We start from the raw sequence: 15,002 nt of genomic DNA on the forward strand, positions 1-15,002 counted from the left end.
CGGCTCTGGGCACGGCTCAAGGAGTGGCGGGCGGTTGCCACGCGCTATGAGAAAACCGCCTCCAGCTTCACCGGAGTCCTCTGCCTCGCCGCAGCCCTCGATCACCTCAGGTGACGACAGGCTCTAGCCTCAGCACACGGCTGAGCAAGTCGATGGCGTTGCGGTCGGCGGTGCGCGCCAAGAGGCCGAGCAGGCTCTCGTCCATGAACGGCGCAGGCTCCGGGCCGAACACCAGCGGCCGCATGATGAGGCCGCGGCGGCCCGGAACGGTCTGGATGCGGACGGCCTCGTCAGCGCGGATAGCATTCATCAGGCGGCGATCCTGACTTGCTTGAGGTCGCGTGGGCCGTCCGTGAACGGGTCGTGATCCGCGATCCCGGTCGGCATCGCCCACCGCCGGGTCGCGTGGCTCAGGTCGTCGCGCGTAACCCCGCGGCGGCCTTCGCGGGCCGCGTGCTTGGCCGCCGCCATCACGAGCTTCGAGACGGTGCCGATGACGCCCTTCGAGACGTCGTAGAAGCAGGCGGGGAGGTCGCCCATGACGAGGCCCGAAAGGTCGGGGGCCAGCCCTCGCTCGACCATCTTCAGGTCTATGCCGGCGACGTGGTCGATGAACATGGCCCGCTCTTCGGCCACCTGGATGTCGAGCGGTTCGAGGAACACGGGTTCCCGGGCGCGCTGCTTCATCTGTGGGTTCGACAGCAGCACGGACCTCGCCTCGGGCGTACCCATGAGCACCATCGGGCAGGCGCCCCTGATGAGCATGCGCTTCAGCGTTTCTGTGACGCTCCACGCGGTCCGCTGTCCGGTATCGGCGTGAATGAGGTGCTGGATGTCGTCGATGACGAGCACGTCCGTCTCGGCGATCTCCAAGGCGTTGTAGGAGCGGCGCAGGAGTTGGGGTGCAGTGCCAGTCTCGGGATCGGGATCCCCGAACTCCTCCAAGATGTCCGAGCCGAGGCGCTTGGTCGTGGCCTCGGACGAGAGCGTGACGTGCACGACCGGACGCTGGTCCTTCCCGAGGTGCTCCCGCTCGACAACATTTTCCAGATACATGTTGACCGATGTCGACTTGCCAGAGCCGCTCGGAGCGATCACTGGCAGGAACAATTGCGGCATGCGCTTCCTAGAGCCGTGCCCGCTCAGGTAGCAACGGCCAAGTCGGTATCGTAACCGGCGGCAGCGATGCAGTTGCGGCATTCGTCGGCTGTGAAGCGAGCGAAGGCCTGCCGGATGGTGTGCCATAGGTCTGGGACAGTGCGGGCCGCCGCGGTTCGGAGCAGGCCCTTCAACTTGGCGAAGATCTGCTCGATTGGATTAAAATCCGGGCTGTAGGGCGGAAGGTAGAGCAAACTCGCACCGGCAGCCTCGATGGCCTCGCGCACACTCGTCACCTTGTGGGCCTGCAGGTTGTCGAGGATGACGGTATCGCCGGGCCTGAGCACGGGCACGAGCGTGTCGGTGACGTAGGTCCGGAAGCGTGCGCCGTTGGTGGCGCCGTCGAACAGGGTGGTGGCACACAGCCCATCGCTGCGCAGGGCGGCGGTGATGGTGGTGGTCTTGTAGTGTCCGTGCGGGACGGCGAGGCGACAGCGCTCACCGCGCGGGGCTCGACCGTAGCGGCGCGCCATGTTGGTGGCCGCAGCCGTCTCGTCGAGGAAGACCAGCCTGTCGGGATCGAGGGCGTCCTGGTTCTCGAACCAAGCCTCGCGAGCGGCCCTTACGTCCTCGCGCGCCTGCTCGGCAGCGTGGATCGCCCCTTTTTACGGGTGATGCCGTGCCGGGCGAAGAAGCGGGACAAGCTGCTCGTGCTGGTCTGCACGCCGCGCTCGGCCAAGGCGTCGCGCAACTCGTGCAGGAAGATCGCCGACTGCGCCTCGTAGGTCGTCAGGATCAGTTCGGCCTGCGCCTCGATCCGGTGCGAGGCATGATCGCCACCCGACGGCTTGGGCGTGAGCTGCCCATCCTGGCGGAACTGTTCCGACCAGCGACTGGCACTGGACACGCTGACACCGAACCGGGTTGCCGCCTGATGACAGGAGGCCCCCTCCGAAATGGCGGAGACGACACGCTGGCGTAGATCGACGGACAACGGTGAAGGCATCGGCATGCTCCTTCACCCCTCAACGTCTCAGAGCCCGAGCCGTCCCAACACGCTCGGGCGCAGCTCTAGGCCTGCCTCGGGCGATCCAGTCGGCGCGGGAGGCTTGCGCCACGCCGCGCATCTCGGTGAGCCGACGGCCCACCTCGACCAAGCGCGGATGCGGGATGCGGAAGGCGTCGAATTCGATCTCGATCCTCGCGACGAACGCGGCGGTATCCATGGTCGTCATTTATTGCCGTTTGCCGCAGCGGCCATGCGCGCCTTCAAGGTGGCCATGACGGCGGCAGGGTCGCTGACGGTCAGGAGGCTGTCCGTCGTCCTCGCCGTGGCGGGGGTCGAGGGTGCAGGCGGTCCAGTGCCGACCCTCGACCGGGCGGCCCTCTTGGCCACCCGCGTCCTCGCAGCCTTCTCCGTGGCCTTCCTGCCTCCGCGGCGGGGTCCCTTCTCCGGGAAACCGGCATCCTCGCGCTCGCCCGCCGCGAGCACGATGGGCATGTCGTTGGCCTTCATCCCGGAGATGCTCGGCATCTCGTGGGCCATCAGCACGGTATCGCCGCCCAGCACGGGACGGTCGGGTTCATGTAACCGGCGCTTTCGGCGCAGCGCCGCGAACTTCATGTGCGGCGCCGCGGCCTCGAACGCGGCGCGCAGCCGGTCCCGGGCGAGGCACTTGTCCTCGTCCGAGCGGAAGGCGAGGTTCTCCTCCTTGGCGAAAGCCTGGACCTGCTAGGCCAGCCAGAAGCTCGCCCCTTCGATGGCCGCGAACTTCCGGTCCCAGCAGGGCAGCCAGACGTAGCGCCGCTTGCGGGGGTTCCAGACCGAGACGCCCGCCACCGTGGCGGGATCGTACTTGAGCTTGACCTTGGCGGTGGCGCTGCTGGCTCGCTTGCGCCGTTTCCGCACCGGTGTGGTGCCGGCGAGGTCATTGAGCAGTTCCGTCGTGACGACGGGGTCGTGGAAGGTCATCCCCTTGAAGCGGATGCCGGAGCGGTCGAGGAGGGCCTCGCCGTAGGCTCCGAACACCGACCTAAGGAAGTTCGGGTCGTCGATGACCTTGCGAACGCCGGACGCCAGGTCCTTTCGCCAGCCGAGCAGCGGCGCCACGCCCGTGCCCCGGTGCTCCTCGTGATGGTAGCAATCGGCGATGGCTTGGTAGAGGAGTTCCTCCAGCTCCGACGTCAGGATGAAGGCAGTCTTCTGCGGGTCGATGCCGAGCTTCCGGCACATCGCCACGTCGACCGGCACCGCCCCAGGCACCTTGTGCAGGAGCATCTGGTTCACGGTGCGGACGAAGCGCTCGCCGATGGCCTTATACTCGGGATTGGCAACCGCGGCCCAACGCACCGAGATGCCGGCGTCCTCGCAGGCGTCCTGCATGGATACGCCCGTCTGCCGCCAAGCGTTGTCAAGAACGATCTCCTCGGGCTTTCCCCAGATGTCCTCAAGGGGCGCCGCCAGGTCGGGGCGCCGGTCTATGACATCGTGCTTGCCGGTGCAGATCTTCTGCAGGCAGGACATGATGCCGTAGAGGTTCTCCCCGCCGTACGTGATGGAGAAGGCCGGGCAGACCCTGCTATTGACGTCTACGGAGTAGGTGATGGTGGGCCGGCCCAGTGGCGTGCGGGTCCGCGATCCAGCACGCACCCACCCTGCAAGCCCCGACTGTCGTACGGTCGACGCCTGCGACGGCCGTGACGCCTGTGACCACGCCTGTGACGACCGGGGGCGCGACAGGGACGCGGACAGGAGCCACCGCCGGTCCGACGACGATCGGTCAGGACCATCGAACCGCTCCCCCGAACGCTGCCTCAGCCTCGACCACGACCACGGCAAAGCCCCAGAGCACGGCATCGCCCGAGTTGCCGGGCCTGTCCTTAGGAGAGGCAAGGAGCCGGTCCCTCGACAGAATCCTCGGAACCGCGAGACCGGGGGCGAACGTCGATCAGCCGCGCCCATCGAACATGACAAGGGAGCTCCACGGCCAGCCGAAGCCTTCGTCCGTGGACGGAGCGCAGACCGAGCCGCCGCTCGGGTCGACGACGCGACCCTGATCCGTCGCTTGACCACCGGTCCGCCCGCGACCCGTTGGGCCGCGGGGGAACGCGCCGTCGATGACACCGACGTGCCCGCGCTCATGGCCTTCACGGCACCGGCGTCAGTTCCTGTGACGGGCGACAGCGCGGCAGGACGTTCGTTGCCGCGGCAGCCTGCGCTTCCTGGTGGCGCTCCCTCTGAGGAGCGGCAGGACACGTCATCTCACGAGGACGAACCCTGCCGCCGACGTTCGGCAGGTCTGTTCGCCATCCTGATAGCTTACCCGCCCGCGCGATTGCCGGCTCGCGTCGGGGCTTCGCCTGATCCATGAGCAGCCTTCTTGGGGACGCCGGCGGCCCCGAAGATCGTAACGCCGGGAGAACGGCGGCCGGCGCGGGCGACGGAACCGTCACCGCGCGGGCCGCCGGCGCGCCCCGTATACCGTCCGACCTGCAAACCGAAGCCGGTGAACCGGCAATTGGTCAGACCACCTGGCTTACCCGCGGAGCGACCGGGTTGGCCCGCTCGTCGGCGAGGACCGTCGTCGCAGCGCCGCCGGCCTCGATCAGGTCACGGGCCTCCTCCTCGCTGGCGGCGGCTGGCGGCGATCCCCACATGGTCGAGCCGTTGGGCTCGCGGATCGCGAGGATCGACACCAGCCCGATCGCACCGGCGATCGCCAGGTAATAAGCCGGCCAGTTGAGATCGCCGGTTAGCGCGACCAAGGATCCGACCACGACCGAGGTCGTGCCGGCGAACAGCGAGACGGAGACGTTGAAGGCCACCGACAGGCCGCTGGCGCGCAGTTTGGTGGGAAACAGCGCCGGCAGGGTCGACGGCATCGTGGCGCTGAAACAGATCAGCAGCAGGCCCATGATCAACAGGCCGGTGAAGACGGCCGCCTCGCTCTGGCTGCGGATCAGCATGATCATCGGGTAGGCCAGGATGATCAGGCCCGCGGAGCCGAAGACCACGAATGGCTTGCGGCCGAAGCGGTCGGAAAGCCGCCCGCTCAGCGGGATCGCCAGGAGCGCGATCACCATCACGACGATCTGCAGGATCTCCGACGCGGTCGACGACATCCCGCCGTAATGCTGCATGGCCGGCAGGGTCTGCGTCACGTAGGTCGGCATGTAGGACGTCAGCATGTAGTTCGGCACGTTCCAGGCCAGTGCCAGGCCCATGCAGACGAGCAGGTAGGGCCAGAGGGTCAGGACGTCCTTCAATGTCTGCCCGACGCGCTGCCGCTTCTCGCGATCCTCGGCTTCCTGTTCTAAGGCCGCGAAGGCGGGCGTCTCAGCAAGCCGGGTCCGGAGATAGACGCCGACGAGACCCAGCGGCAATGCGAGGAAGAACGGTATCCGCCAGCCCCAGGAGAGCAGCTGCTCCTCGGTCAGCGCGGCATGCGCCACGGTAACGACGATCGCGCCGAGGAGGTAGCCGGTGAAGGTGCCGAACTCCAGCCAGCTGCCGAAGAAGCCGCGGCGGCGGTCCGGCGCGTACTCGGCGATAAACGTCATCGCGTTCCCGTATTCTCCGCCCGTGGAGAAGCCCTGCACCAATCGGGCGAGCAGGAGCAGCAGCGGCGCGGCGATGCCCAGCGTGTGCTGACTGGGGATGCAGCCGATCGCGAAGGTTCCGATCGCCATCAAGATCATCGTGGCCGCCAGGACCCGGTTGCGCCCGATACGATCCGCGAAGAAGCCGAAGAAAACGCCACCGACCGGTCGGATCAGGAACGAGACCGCGAACAGGCCGAACGTGGCGATCTCGCCCATCGTGTGGGACAGATTCGAGAAGAATATTTTCTGAATTGTCGGCTCAAAATAGGCGTAGACGCCGAAATCATACCATTCCGTGATGTTTCCGACCGAAGCCGCTGTGATGGCGCGCTTGATCATGGAAGGTTCGGTGACGACGCATTCAGAGGGCTTCCAGTCCCTGTCCGGCTCGACATGCGTTGACAGCATCTGATCCTACCCTCCGCATGACGATCGTCGTCTTCGACAGTGCTAGCACCGTCGTTATCTATTTATTTTACTATATGTTTTAGCAATATGATTTATACGATTCACATTCAAAACGAATATCTAACAGCATTGAAATCTCACGCAGAAATTTAGACCTCAGAGTGGGCTGCGCCAATTACTATGATTCAGAGAACTGGCGGGACTTGTCGCAAAGCGACACCAACTGTCCTATTTCCGTCGATATCTTTCTTGCGGTGCAGCATCGGGCTTGTTCGGAAGTCTTCGTAGCACCGAGAATCGCCCCGAGCCGTGAATAACTCTGAAAGCCGGACTGGCATCAGTCGGCCGCGCGGCCAAGGGCAGCCGAGTGGGTGTAGCCGAGCGCCTTGATGCCGAGCGGTCGAGCTGTGTGACGATGCAGGGGACGTTGGCGAGGCGATCGGCGCGGCTGGAAACGTCCGATCGTACGTCGCCAGTCCAGGCTGGACGCCTCGTAGCCCATCGCGGCTGCCGAGTCAGGCGTACCGTGACATCCAGCACGAATACGCGGTGACGGACGCGATACAGGCGCCGCGTCGGCGCGAATGACCGCGATGTCCCGACCCTCTGGAAACTGCTCGGCCCGTGCGGCGTCCTCAGCCGCGAAGGTGCCGCGTCGGCGGCCGATCGGCTGGGTGAGCCGCGATGAACGTCATGCCGCGGCGACCGATGAGAGCCGGTTGCCGCGGAGCAGATGCTTCGGGCGCGGCGGCGGGAGGGGCGTCCGAGCGATCTTGAGGACGGTATGCAGCATCCAAGCGGCTTTGCCGCTTAGCATTCCGGCGAAAGTCCCGGCAGCGTCTCGGGTACCGCTTGACCGACGACGTCGCGAAAGTGTGTCCATCCCAGGAGCGTAACCGCGCCGACGAGAACTGGGCCGCGCGCGAGACGGCCCGCCTTTGCGAGCGATGGACCTGCAAAGAAACGAGCCTGTTCCTGCACAATAAGTTCTCATCCCTGTCTAAATCGGTGCCAATGCTGCAGCGCACTGTGAATTCATGACGGTAAAATTCCGGACGTGTCGTGTTCTAGCCAGAAAGCGTCGCAGAAAGGCAAGCCCGCGAAAGACCCGCCAGTAGCTTTTCATTGTCATTGATAAAAGGCTTGTCCGGCTCAAGGCAACAAGCGACGACTGGAAAAATGCAATCGATCGCAGAGGTCGTAACTACATGGGTCGTATTACCTTAGCGGGAGTGAGCAAGATCTTCGGCGCTAATCATGCCGAGGCGATTACGCTGATCTCCGAAGGGAAACGGAAGGCCGACATCGCCCAGACATGTGGCGCGGTCGTCGGCCTCTGCGATATCTCTTTCGACGTAGTCGAGGGTGAAATACTGGTCCTCATGGGACTGTCCGGGTCGGGGAAATCGACCCTGCTGCGCTGCATGAACCGGCTCGTGGAACCGACCTGCGGCCGCATCCTGGTCGACGACGTCGACGTCACGCGCCTCGGCCGGAAGGATCTGCTGGCGTTCCGTCAGAAGACCTTCGGGATGGTGTTCCAGCATTTCGCCCTGCTGCCGAACCGCACCATCCTGTCGAACGTCGCGTTCGGTCTGGAGATCAAGAAGCTCCCTCTGGCTCAGCGCACCGACCGCGCGATGGAGGCCATCGCCCTCGTCGGCCTGAAGGGCTGGGAGCACAAGTATCCGCACGAGCTCTCCGGCGGGATGCAGCAGCGGGCGGGCCTCGCCCGCGCGCTCGCGGCCGATGCCGACATCCTGCTGATGGACGAGGCCTTCAGCGCCCTCGATCCGCTGATCCGCCGCGACATGCAGGCCGAACTGAGGGACCTCCAGCGCACTCTCAAGAAGACGATCGTCTTCGTCTCCCACGACCTCGACGAGGCCATCGCCCTCGGCGGGCGCATCGTCCTGATGAAGGACGGCGAGGTGGTCCAGATCGGCCAGCCCGAGGAGATCGTGGCGCGGCCCGCGACAGACTATGTCGAGCGCTTCGTGGAGCATATCGACCTGTCCGCGGTCATACGGACCGAGCACGTCGCGAACCACGCCGCGGTCGTCCTGGCGCCGACGCTCACCGCGGCCGAGGCGCGCGCGGCGGTCGCCGCGGAGGCTGACGGGACGTGGTTTGTCGCCGATCCGGAGGGTCGCTTCGTCGGTCGCGTCCGGCGCGACAGGCTGGACGCCGCCCGTGCCGGCGAGACCTTGGCGGGTCTCCTCGATCTCGATCCGGTCACCGTGCCGGCGGGAACCCGTCTTGACGCGGTGATGAGCCGGGTCGCCGACGAAGGCGCCGTGGCGGTCGTCGCCGAGGACGGTCGCCTGATCGGCACGCTCACGAGCCGGGACATCGTCCGCGCACTGGCGGCGCGCCCGGGCACGCACGGCCAGCCGGCCGTCAGCACCGCCCCCCTTCAGAAGCCCACAGGAGCGGACGGATGGACTGGAACGTCCCGAAATTTCCCCTCGACACGCTCAGCGACGACGGGCTCGATTGGCTCACCGACCATGGCGCTTGGCTGACCCGCGCCGTCAGCGGCGCGGTCTCGAACTGGATCGACACGCTGACCACGGCGCTCGTCTCGGTGCCGCCCTGGGCGGTCATCGCGGTGGCGGCGTTGGCGACCTACAAGATAGGGGGGCGGAAGGTCGGGCTCCTGACGCTGGCCGGCCTCCTGTTCCTGTGGGATCTCCGGCTCTGGCAGTCCACGATCGAGACCCTGGTCCTCGTGAGCCTCGCGACCGTGATGGCGCTCCTGATCGGGATCCCGCTGGGAATCTGGTTCGCCCTCAGCCGCTGGGCCTGGAAGCTGTTCTCGCCGGTTCTGGACATGATGCAAACGCTGCCGAGCTTCGTCTACCTCATCCCGGCACTTCCGTTTTTCGGCCTCGGCGCGGTCTCGGCCTGCTTCGCGACCATCATCTTCTCCGTGCCGCCCGTGATCCGTCTGACGACGCTCGGCATCCGGAACGTGCCGATGGAGCTGGTCGAGGCGTCCGACGCCTTCGGCGGCTCAGCGACGCAGAAGCTCCTCAAGGTGCAGCTGCCGCTCGCGCTGCCGACCATCATGGCCGGCGTCAACCAGACGATGATGCTCGCACTCTCCATGGTCGTCATCGCCGCGATGATCGGGGCCGGCGGCCTCGGGCGTGAGGTGTGGCAGTCGATCCAGCGCCTGGAAGCGGGCGCCGGATTCGAGGCGGGACTCGGCATCGTGATCCTCGCCGTCATCCTCGATCGCTTCACCCAGGCCCTCGCCGCGCGCGCGCGCCCGCACGGCTCGGCCTGACGGGCGCCGCGCCGCCGAAGCCGTCGCGGGCCCCCTGCTCGCCGCGCCCGGACCGGCCGGGCGCCACCCTGTCGTACGCCGATTTCCGTAGCTCCGTCCCGCCCTGAAAGGTCCCGTGATGCGCGTCCGAACTCTCAGCGTTCTCCTCTGCCTCGCGCTCACCCAGAGCCCCGCCGAAGCCGCCGGCAAGCAGGTCCGGCTCGCCTATGTCGAATGGGCCGACGCCGTCGCCGCCACGACGATCCTCAAGCAGGTGCTGGAGGAGAAGGGCTACACGGTGAAGGCCGTCCCGCTCGCGGCCGCCGCGATGTGGCAGGCGGTGGCCACGGGCGACGCCGATGCCAGCGTCGCGGCGTGGCTCCCGGTAACCCAGGCCGCCTATTACGAGAAGCTCAAGGACCGCCTGGAACTGCTCGGCCCGAACGTGACCGGGGCGAAGATCGGCTGGGTGGTCCCCGCCTCCTCGCCGCTCACCTCCATCGAGGATCTCAAGACCCAAGCCGCCGAGGTGGACGGCAAGGTGATCGGCATCGACCCGGGGGCCGGGGTGATGAAGAGCTCGGAAGCCGCGATCAAGGCCTACGGCCTGCCGGTCAAGCTCGTGGACGGCAGTGACGCCACGATGACCAGCGCCCTCAAGAACGCGATCCGGCAGAAGAAGGACGTCGTCGTCACCGGCTGGACGCCGCACTGGATGTTCGCCCGCTACGAGCTGAAATACCTCGCGGATCCGAAGAAGGTCTTCGGCGAGGACGAGAGCGTCAACACCATCGTCCGCAGGGGACTGAAAGACGACCTGCCCGAGGTCTACGCGATCCTCAAGAAGTTCAAGCTCGGCATCAAGGACGAAGAGGCCATGATGGCGCAGAACGAGGAGCGCGGCGTCAAGCCGGATCAGACCGCTGCGAAGTGGATCGCAGAGCACCGGGCCGCGGTCGACAGCTGGCTGAAATAATAACCCGGCTCGGACAAATAAAAACCAAGAAAACCTACCCGCCAGGGACTCTACGGCGACCTAAAACTTGGGGGCACGACGATGATGAAAGGATTCGGTGCAATCCTGGCTGCCTGTACGGCTGCCACGATGCTGTGCGGTACGGCGGCCCGCGCACAGGGGCAGAGCGGTCTGGGGCAGAGCAGTCAGTCGCAGGGCGCGCAGGAACTCGACGCCGAGCCGACGCGGCTCAACCGGGAGCAGCCAGTGGCGGTGCCGGATCCGACGCCCGTCCTGGCCGCGAGCCCGTCCGAGAAGTTCACCTTCGGCGGGGCGATCCGCGCCCGCTACGACTGGCGGTTCGACGACGTCAACCGGGCCGGGGCACCGAAGGCCTCCGAGCATTTCGACTTCGACACCCTGGCGCTGAAGGCGGCCTACGATTCCGACACGATCTTTGGCGCCGCCCAGTACCGCTTCTACGGCGGCAGCTCGATCTACGGGCCGCGCAACGGCTACCGGGGCTTTCCGGGCGAGGTCAGCTTCCCGCTCTACGCGTATCTCGGCTACAAGTTCACCAAGGAAGACAGCATCACCGCGGGCATGAACCAAGTGCCGTTCGGCCTCGTGCCGTATTTCGGGTCCAGCTTCATCGAGACCCTCGGTTTCACCATGGGCCTCGAGGAGGTCTACAATCTCGGGGTGAAATACGCACATGTCGAGCCGGACTTCAACTACCAGCTCGCCTATTATCCCGGCGCCAATCCCAACGCGATCGGGGCCAGCGTCGACAGCGCCCGCTACTCGACCAACATCGTCAAGGCCGACAGCTACGTGCTGGGCGGCAGCCGCAACGCCGAGGAGAACATGTTCATCGGCCGCGCCGAGTACTTCCTCGTCAAGAACGACGTCACCTCGTTCGCGATCGGCGGCTCGCTCTGGCACTCCGACGTCTACAATTTCGACACGCGATCGACCGGGTCGAAGCGACTCGAAGGCGTGCACGTGCTCGGCACCTACGGGCCCTGGGGCTTCAAGGCGATCTACGTCCGCCAGGACATCAATCCGAGGAACCCGACCAGCAACGACCAGATCACCGTCGGCGGCTTCGACTTCTCGTACAATATGGCGACCCACGGCAACTTCGTCTCGGCCGAGGTGACCTACAAGATCGCGGACCCGATCGGCCCGTTCACGACAGTGCCGTATTTCGGCTACAGCGCCTATTACAAGGACAACGCGAACTTCAAGGCGAGCGAGCGCTTCATCCTCGGCAGCGCCTGGACCCTGACCGCCGACCCCAACCTCGTGATCTACACCGAGGGCGTGTTCGGCCGGAACGATCCCTACGTCGGCGCCGGTCAGTTCAACAGCGGCCTCGCCATGGGCGGCGACAACCGCTGGAAGTCCCGGTTCATCATGAGCATCGGCTACTATTTCTGACCGAAGGCGGCGCGCCCGCTGCGGGCGCGTCCTACCCTGCGAGGGACAGCATGAACGAGCGCATCATCCTGCGGGCCGGTGAGGCCCTGGTCGCGGGCGGACCGCCCAACACCGCCTCCGAGCCCGAGGTCATCATCGGCGAGCTCGACGGGCCGGTCGGCACCGCCCTGGCCACGCTGACCGGCGATCAGGTCGTCGGCCACAGCCGCGTCTTCGCCCTGCTCAACACCGACATCATGGTCCGCCCGGTCACCCTGTGCGTGTCCAAGGTCAGCGTCACCGAGAGCAAGTACACCTCGATCCTGATGGGCACCGTCCAGTTCGCCATCGCCAACGGCGTGCTGGACGCCGTGCGCGCCGGCTACATCCCCAAGCACAAGGCCAACGACCTCGGCATCATCTGCTCGGTCTGGCTCAGCCCGGGCGTCATCGAGGACCAGCACGTCGACCACAAGGCGCTGTTCGACATCCAGCGCCGGGGCATGACCGAGGCGATCCGCAAGGCCATGACCAACGAGCCCTCGATCGACTGGCTCCTCGAGAACCAGGACAAGATCACCCACAAGTACTACCAGATGGGCCTCGACGGAAAAATCTGACGCGGCTCGGTCTCCGCGAGCAGATTAGCCTGAATCATCGTTCCGGAGACGTGCTCAGAGCGCGGCGACCGACGGGCACGCCGGTCTCCGCGCGCCGAAGCCGCGCCTAGGCGCCCGCCTTCGCGAGGGCGACCTGGGCCTCGCCCGGCCCGCGCCCGACCGTGCCGCCGGTGAGCTTGCGCTCCGCGCTCGGCGGGCGCCCGAAATGGTCGACATAGGCCTTCGAGAAGTGCGACGCCGAGGCGAAGCCGCACTCGATCGCGATGCTGAGCAGCGGCATCGCCGTCTGGCGGATCAGGTGCCGGGCGTGCTCGAGGCGGATGCGCAGGTAGTGCTTCGCGGGCGAGCGACCGAGATACTTCAGGAACAGCCGCTCCAGCTGGCGCTTCGACAGGCGCACGGAATCTGCGAGTTCCTGGCTGCCGAGGGGCTCGGCGAAGGTCTCCTCCATCAGCCCGACCACGTGCAGGAGCTTGGGATGCGCCACGCCGAGGCGCATCCGCAGGTCCATCCGCTGGCGCTCGCCGGCCTCGCGGATGCGGTGGTGGATGAGCTGCTCGGCGACGTTCGAGGCCAGGTCCGGCCCGTGCTCGCGCATGATCAGCGAGAGCATCATGTCGGCCGCCGCCGTGCCGCCCGCGCAGGTGAAGCGGTTGCGGTCGATCTCGAACAGGTCCGAGCCGATCTCCAGGGCATCGTGCTCGGAGGCGAGGCTCGCGAGATTCTCCCAGTGGATCGTCGCGCGGTACCCGTCGAGGAGACCGGCCTTCGCCAGCACGTAGGTTCCGGTGCAGACGGCGCCGATCGCCGCGCCGCGGGTGCTGCTCCGGCGCAGGCTCGCGTTCAGCGCCCGGTGGTCGTGCCGGTGGATGTCGATGCCGCCGCAGACGATGAGCATGTCGAGGTTCTGGGCCTCACCGAACGCGCCGGACACCTTGACCTCGACGCCGTTCGAGGCGGTGCAACCGTCCCCGCGCTCCGACCAGAGCGAGTAGCGGTAGAGGTCCCGGCCCGCGGCCCGGTTGGCGAGGCGCAGGGGCTCGATGGCCGACGAGAAGGCGATCATCGAGAATTGCGCGACGAGCATGAAGCCGACCGATGTCGTCTCCGACGTCCGACATGCCCTGCTGATCTGGTCCATCGACGCGCCCCCGGGGACAGATTAGCCGAGAACCATTCAAAGGTAAGTGCCCGCCGATCACAACCGGCTGAGGCGTGAAAGGCCCGAAGAATCTGGCTCCGGGAGGGCGGCGGGACGGGGCGTCGCAAATCTCAAACTCGCGGTCGCCGTCGAGAAAGCCGGGACCGGTCGGCGCGCCGATGATCGATCATCCAAGGGGGCTCACCGATGCGCCGCTTCTCCCTCACATCGCTGCTCTCGGAATCGCTCCGGGGCCATCAGGGCTGGGGCCGCCAGTGGCGCGATCCGCAGCCGAAGGCCGCCTACGACGTCGTCATCGTCGGCGGCGGCGGCCACGGTCTGGCGACGGCCTACTATCTCGCGACCGTCCACGGCATCACCGACGTGGCCGTGCTGGAGAAGGGCTGGATCGGCGGCGGCAATACTGGCCGCAACACCACGATCATCCGCTCCAACTACCTCTACGACGAGAGCGCCGCGCTCTACGAGCACGCCCTCAAGCTCTGGGAAGGCCTGGCGCAAGAGCTGAACTACAACGTGATGTTCTCGCAGCGCGGCGTGCTGATGCTCGCGCACAACATCCACGACGTTCAGAGCTTCAAGCGCCACGTCTACGCCAACCGGCTCAACGGCATCGACAACGAATGGCTGTCGAAGGAGCAGTGCAGGGATTTCTGCCCGCCCCTCGAGATCGGCTCGCACCTGCGCTACCCGGTGCTCGGCGGCGCCCTGCAGCGCCGGGCCGGCACCGCCCGCCACGACGCGGTCGCCTGGGGCTACGCCCGCGGCGCCGACGCCCGCGGCGTCGACATCATCCAGAACTGCGAGGTGACCGGCATCCGCCGCGACGCCGCTGGGGCGGCGATTGGCGTCGAGACGACCCGCGGCTTCATCGGCGCCGGCCGGATCGGCGTCGTGGCGGCCGGCCACACCTCGACGGTGATGAGCATGGCCGACGTGCGGATGCCGCTGGAGAGCTACCCGCTCCAGGCCCTGGTCTCAGAGCCGGTCAAGCCGGTCTTCCCCTGCGTGGTGATGTCGAACGCGGTCCACGCCTACATTTCGCAGTCGGACAAGGGCGAGCTCGTCATCGGGGCCGGCACGGACCAGTACACCTCCTACAGCCAGCAGGGCGGGCTCCACATCACCACCCACACCCTCGACGCGATCTGCGAGCTCTTCCCGCAATTCACCCGCATGCGGATGCTGCGCTCCTGGGGCGGCATCGTCGACGTCACGCCCGACCGCTCGCCGATCATCGGCAAGACCCCGGTGCAGAACCTGTTCGTCAATTGCGGGTGGGGCACCGGCGGCTTCAAGGCCACGCCGGGCTCGGGCCACGTCTTCGCCCACACCCTCGCGACCGGCGCGCCCCACGCGATCAACGCGCCCTTCACTCTCGACCGCTTCCGCACCGGGCGGCTCATCGACGAGGCCGCCGCCGCGGCCGTCGCGCACTGACCGGCGACCACCCGTCCCAGCGAG

The 15,002-nt window shown here is 66.6% G+C and carries 14 protein-coding genes; 7 read left to right on the forward strand and 7 right to left on the reverse strand.

From position 1 onward, the window contains the following. Positions 1–114: transposase (locus tag ACLBYB_RS30125; RefSeq protein ID WP_447701028.1), on the forward strand; the 114-nt coding region annotated here is incomplete at its 5' end. Here ACLBYB_RS30125 and ACLBYB_RS30130 read toward each other — a convergent pair. From ACLBYB_RS30130 to ACLBYB_RS30155, 6 genes are all read right to left on the reverse strand, one after another. Further along, positions 107–310: a hypothetical protein gene (locus ACLBYB_RS30130; protein ID WP_447701004.1), complete on the reverse strand. Its 204-nt coding sequence runs from the start codon at positions 308–310 to the stop codon at positions 107–109. The two genes, ACLBYB_RS30125 and ACLBYB_RS30130, sit on opposite strands and share 8 nt — an antisense overlap. After that, positions 310–1,245 (reverse strand): ATP-binding protein, encoded by a 936-nt coding sequence (locus ACLBYB_RS30135; RefSeq protein WP_447701005.1) that lies wholly within the window; start codon positions 1,243–1,245, stop codon positions 310–312. Before ACLBYB_RS30135 ends, ACLBYB_RS30130 begins: the two co-directional genes overlap by 1 nt. After that, a protein-coding gene (locus ACLBYB_RS30140; RefSeq protein ID WP_447701006.1) for an IS630 family transposase occupies positions 1,143–2,104 on the reverse strand; the annotation gives its coding sequence in 2 pieces (ribosomal slippage) (positions 1,143–1,753 and positions 1,753–2,104; 963 coding nt in all). Before ACLBYB_RS30140 ends, ACLBYB_RS30135 begins: the two co-directional genes overlap by 103 nt. Before the next feature lie 225 nt (positions 2,105–2,329). Further along, a complete protein-coding gene (locus ACLBYB_RS30145; RefSeq protein WP_447701007.1) occupies positions 2,330–2,722 on the reverse strand; it encodes a hypothetical protein in 393 nt (130 codons plus the stop codon). Between the two features lie 108 nt (positions 2,723–2,830). Beyond that, on the reverse strand, positions 2,831–3,748 hold the full coding sequence (locus tag ACLBYB_RS30150) for a hypothetical protein (RefSeq protein ID WP_447701008.1): 918 nt from the start codon (positions 3,746–3,748) through the stop codon (positions 2,831–2,833). An 872-nt stretch (positions 3,749–4,620) separates the two neighbouring features. Then, complete coding sequence (locus ACLBYB_RS30155; protein ID WP_447701009.1) at positions 4,621–6,039, reverse strand: MFS transporter; 1,419 nt, start codon at positions 6,037–6,039, stop codon at positions 4,621–4,623. Positions 6,040–7,316: 1,277 nt separating this feature from the next. Here ACLBYB_RS30155 and ACLBYB_RS30160 point away from each other — a divergent pair. The 5 genes from ACLBYB_RS30160 (at position 7,317) to ACLBYB_RS30180 (ending at position 12,376) form a co-directional block, all read left to right on the forward strand. Further along, on the forward strand, positions 7,317–8,633 hold the full coding sequence (locus tag ACLBYB_RS30160) for a quaternary amine ABC transporter ATP-binding protein (protein ID WP_447701010.1): 1,317 nt from the start codon (positions 7,317–7,319) through the stop codon (positions 8,631–8,633). Continuing rightward, a complete protein-coding gene (locus ACLBYB_RS30165) occupies positions 8,549–9,400 on the forward strand; it encodes an ABC transporter permease (protein WP_447701011.1) in 852 nt (283 codons plus the stop codon). Before ACLBYB_RS30160 ends, ACLBYB_RS30165 begins: the two co-directional genes overlap by 85 nt. Positions 9,401–9,518: 118 nt before the next feature. Then, on the forward strand, positions 9,519–10,355 hold the full coding sequence (locus tag ACLBYB_RS30170) for a glycine betaine ABC transporter substrate-binding protein (protein ID WP_447701012.1): 837 nt from the start codon (positions 9,519–9,521) through the stop codon (positions 10,353–10,355). Between the two features lie 81 nt (positions 10,356–10,436). After that, positions 10,437–11,777 carry a hypothetical protein gene (locus tag ACLBYB_RS30175; protein ID WP_447701013.1) on the forward strand — a complete coding sequence of 447 codons (1,341 nt, stop codon included), beginning with the start codon at positions 10,437–10,439 and terminating at the stop codon, positions 11,775–11,777. Positions 11,778–11,827: 50 nt separating this feature from the next. Continuing rightward, positions 11,828–12,376 carry a formaldehyde-activating enzyme gene (locus ACLBYB_RS30180; protein ID WP_447701014.1) on the forward strand — a complete coding sequence of 183 codons (549 nt, stop codon included), beginning with the start codon at positions 11,828–11,830 and terminating at the stop codon, positions 12,374–12,376. Between the two features lie 106 nt (positions 12,377–12,482). On the opposite strand, the gene ACLBYB_RS30185 is transcribed toward ACLBYB_RS30180, so the two are convergent. Next, positions 12,483–13,463: a GlxA family transcriptional regulator gene (locus tag ACLBYB_RS30185; protein WP_447701015.1), complete on the reverse strand. Its 981-nt coding sequence runs from the start codon at positions 13,461–13,463 to the stop codon at positions 12,483–12,485. Between the two features lie 261 nt (positions 13,464–13,724). On the opposite strand from ACLBYB_RS30185, the gene ACLBYB_RS30190 reads away from it, so the two are divergent. Continuing rightward, positions 13,725–14,978 carry a sarcosine oxidase subunit beta family protein gene (locus ACLBYB_RS30190; RefSeq protein WP_447701016.1) on the forward strand — a complete coding sequence of 418 codons (1,254 nt, stop codon included), beginning with the start codon at positions 13,725–13,727 and terminating at the stop codon, positions 14,976–14,978. The last annotated feature ends 24 nt before the right edge of the window (positions 14,979–15,002 follow it).

The organism is Methylobacterium sp. D54C (genome assembly GCF_053345595.1).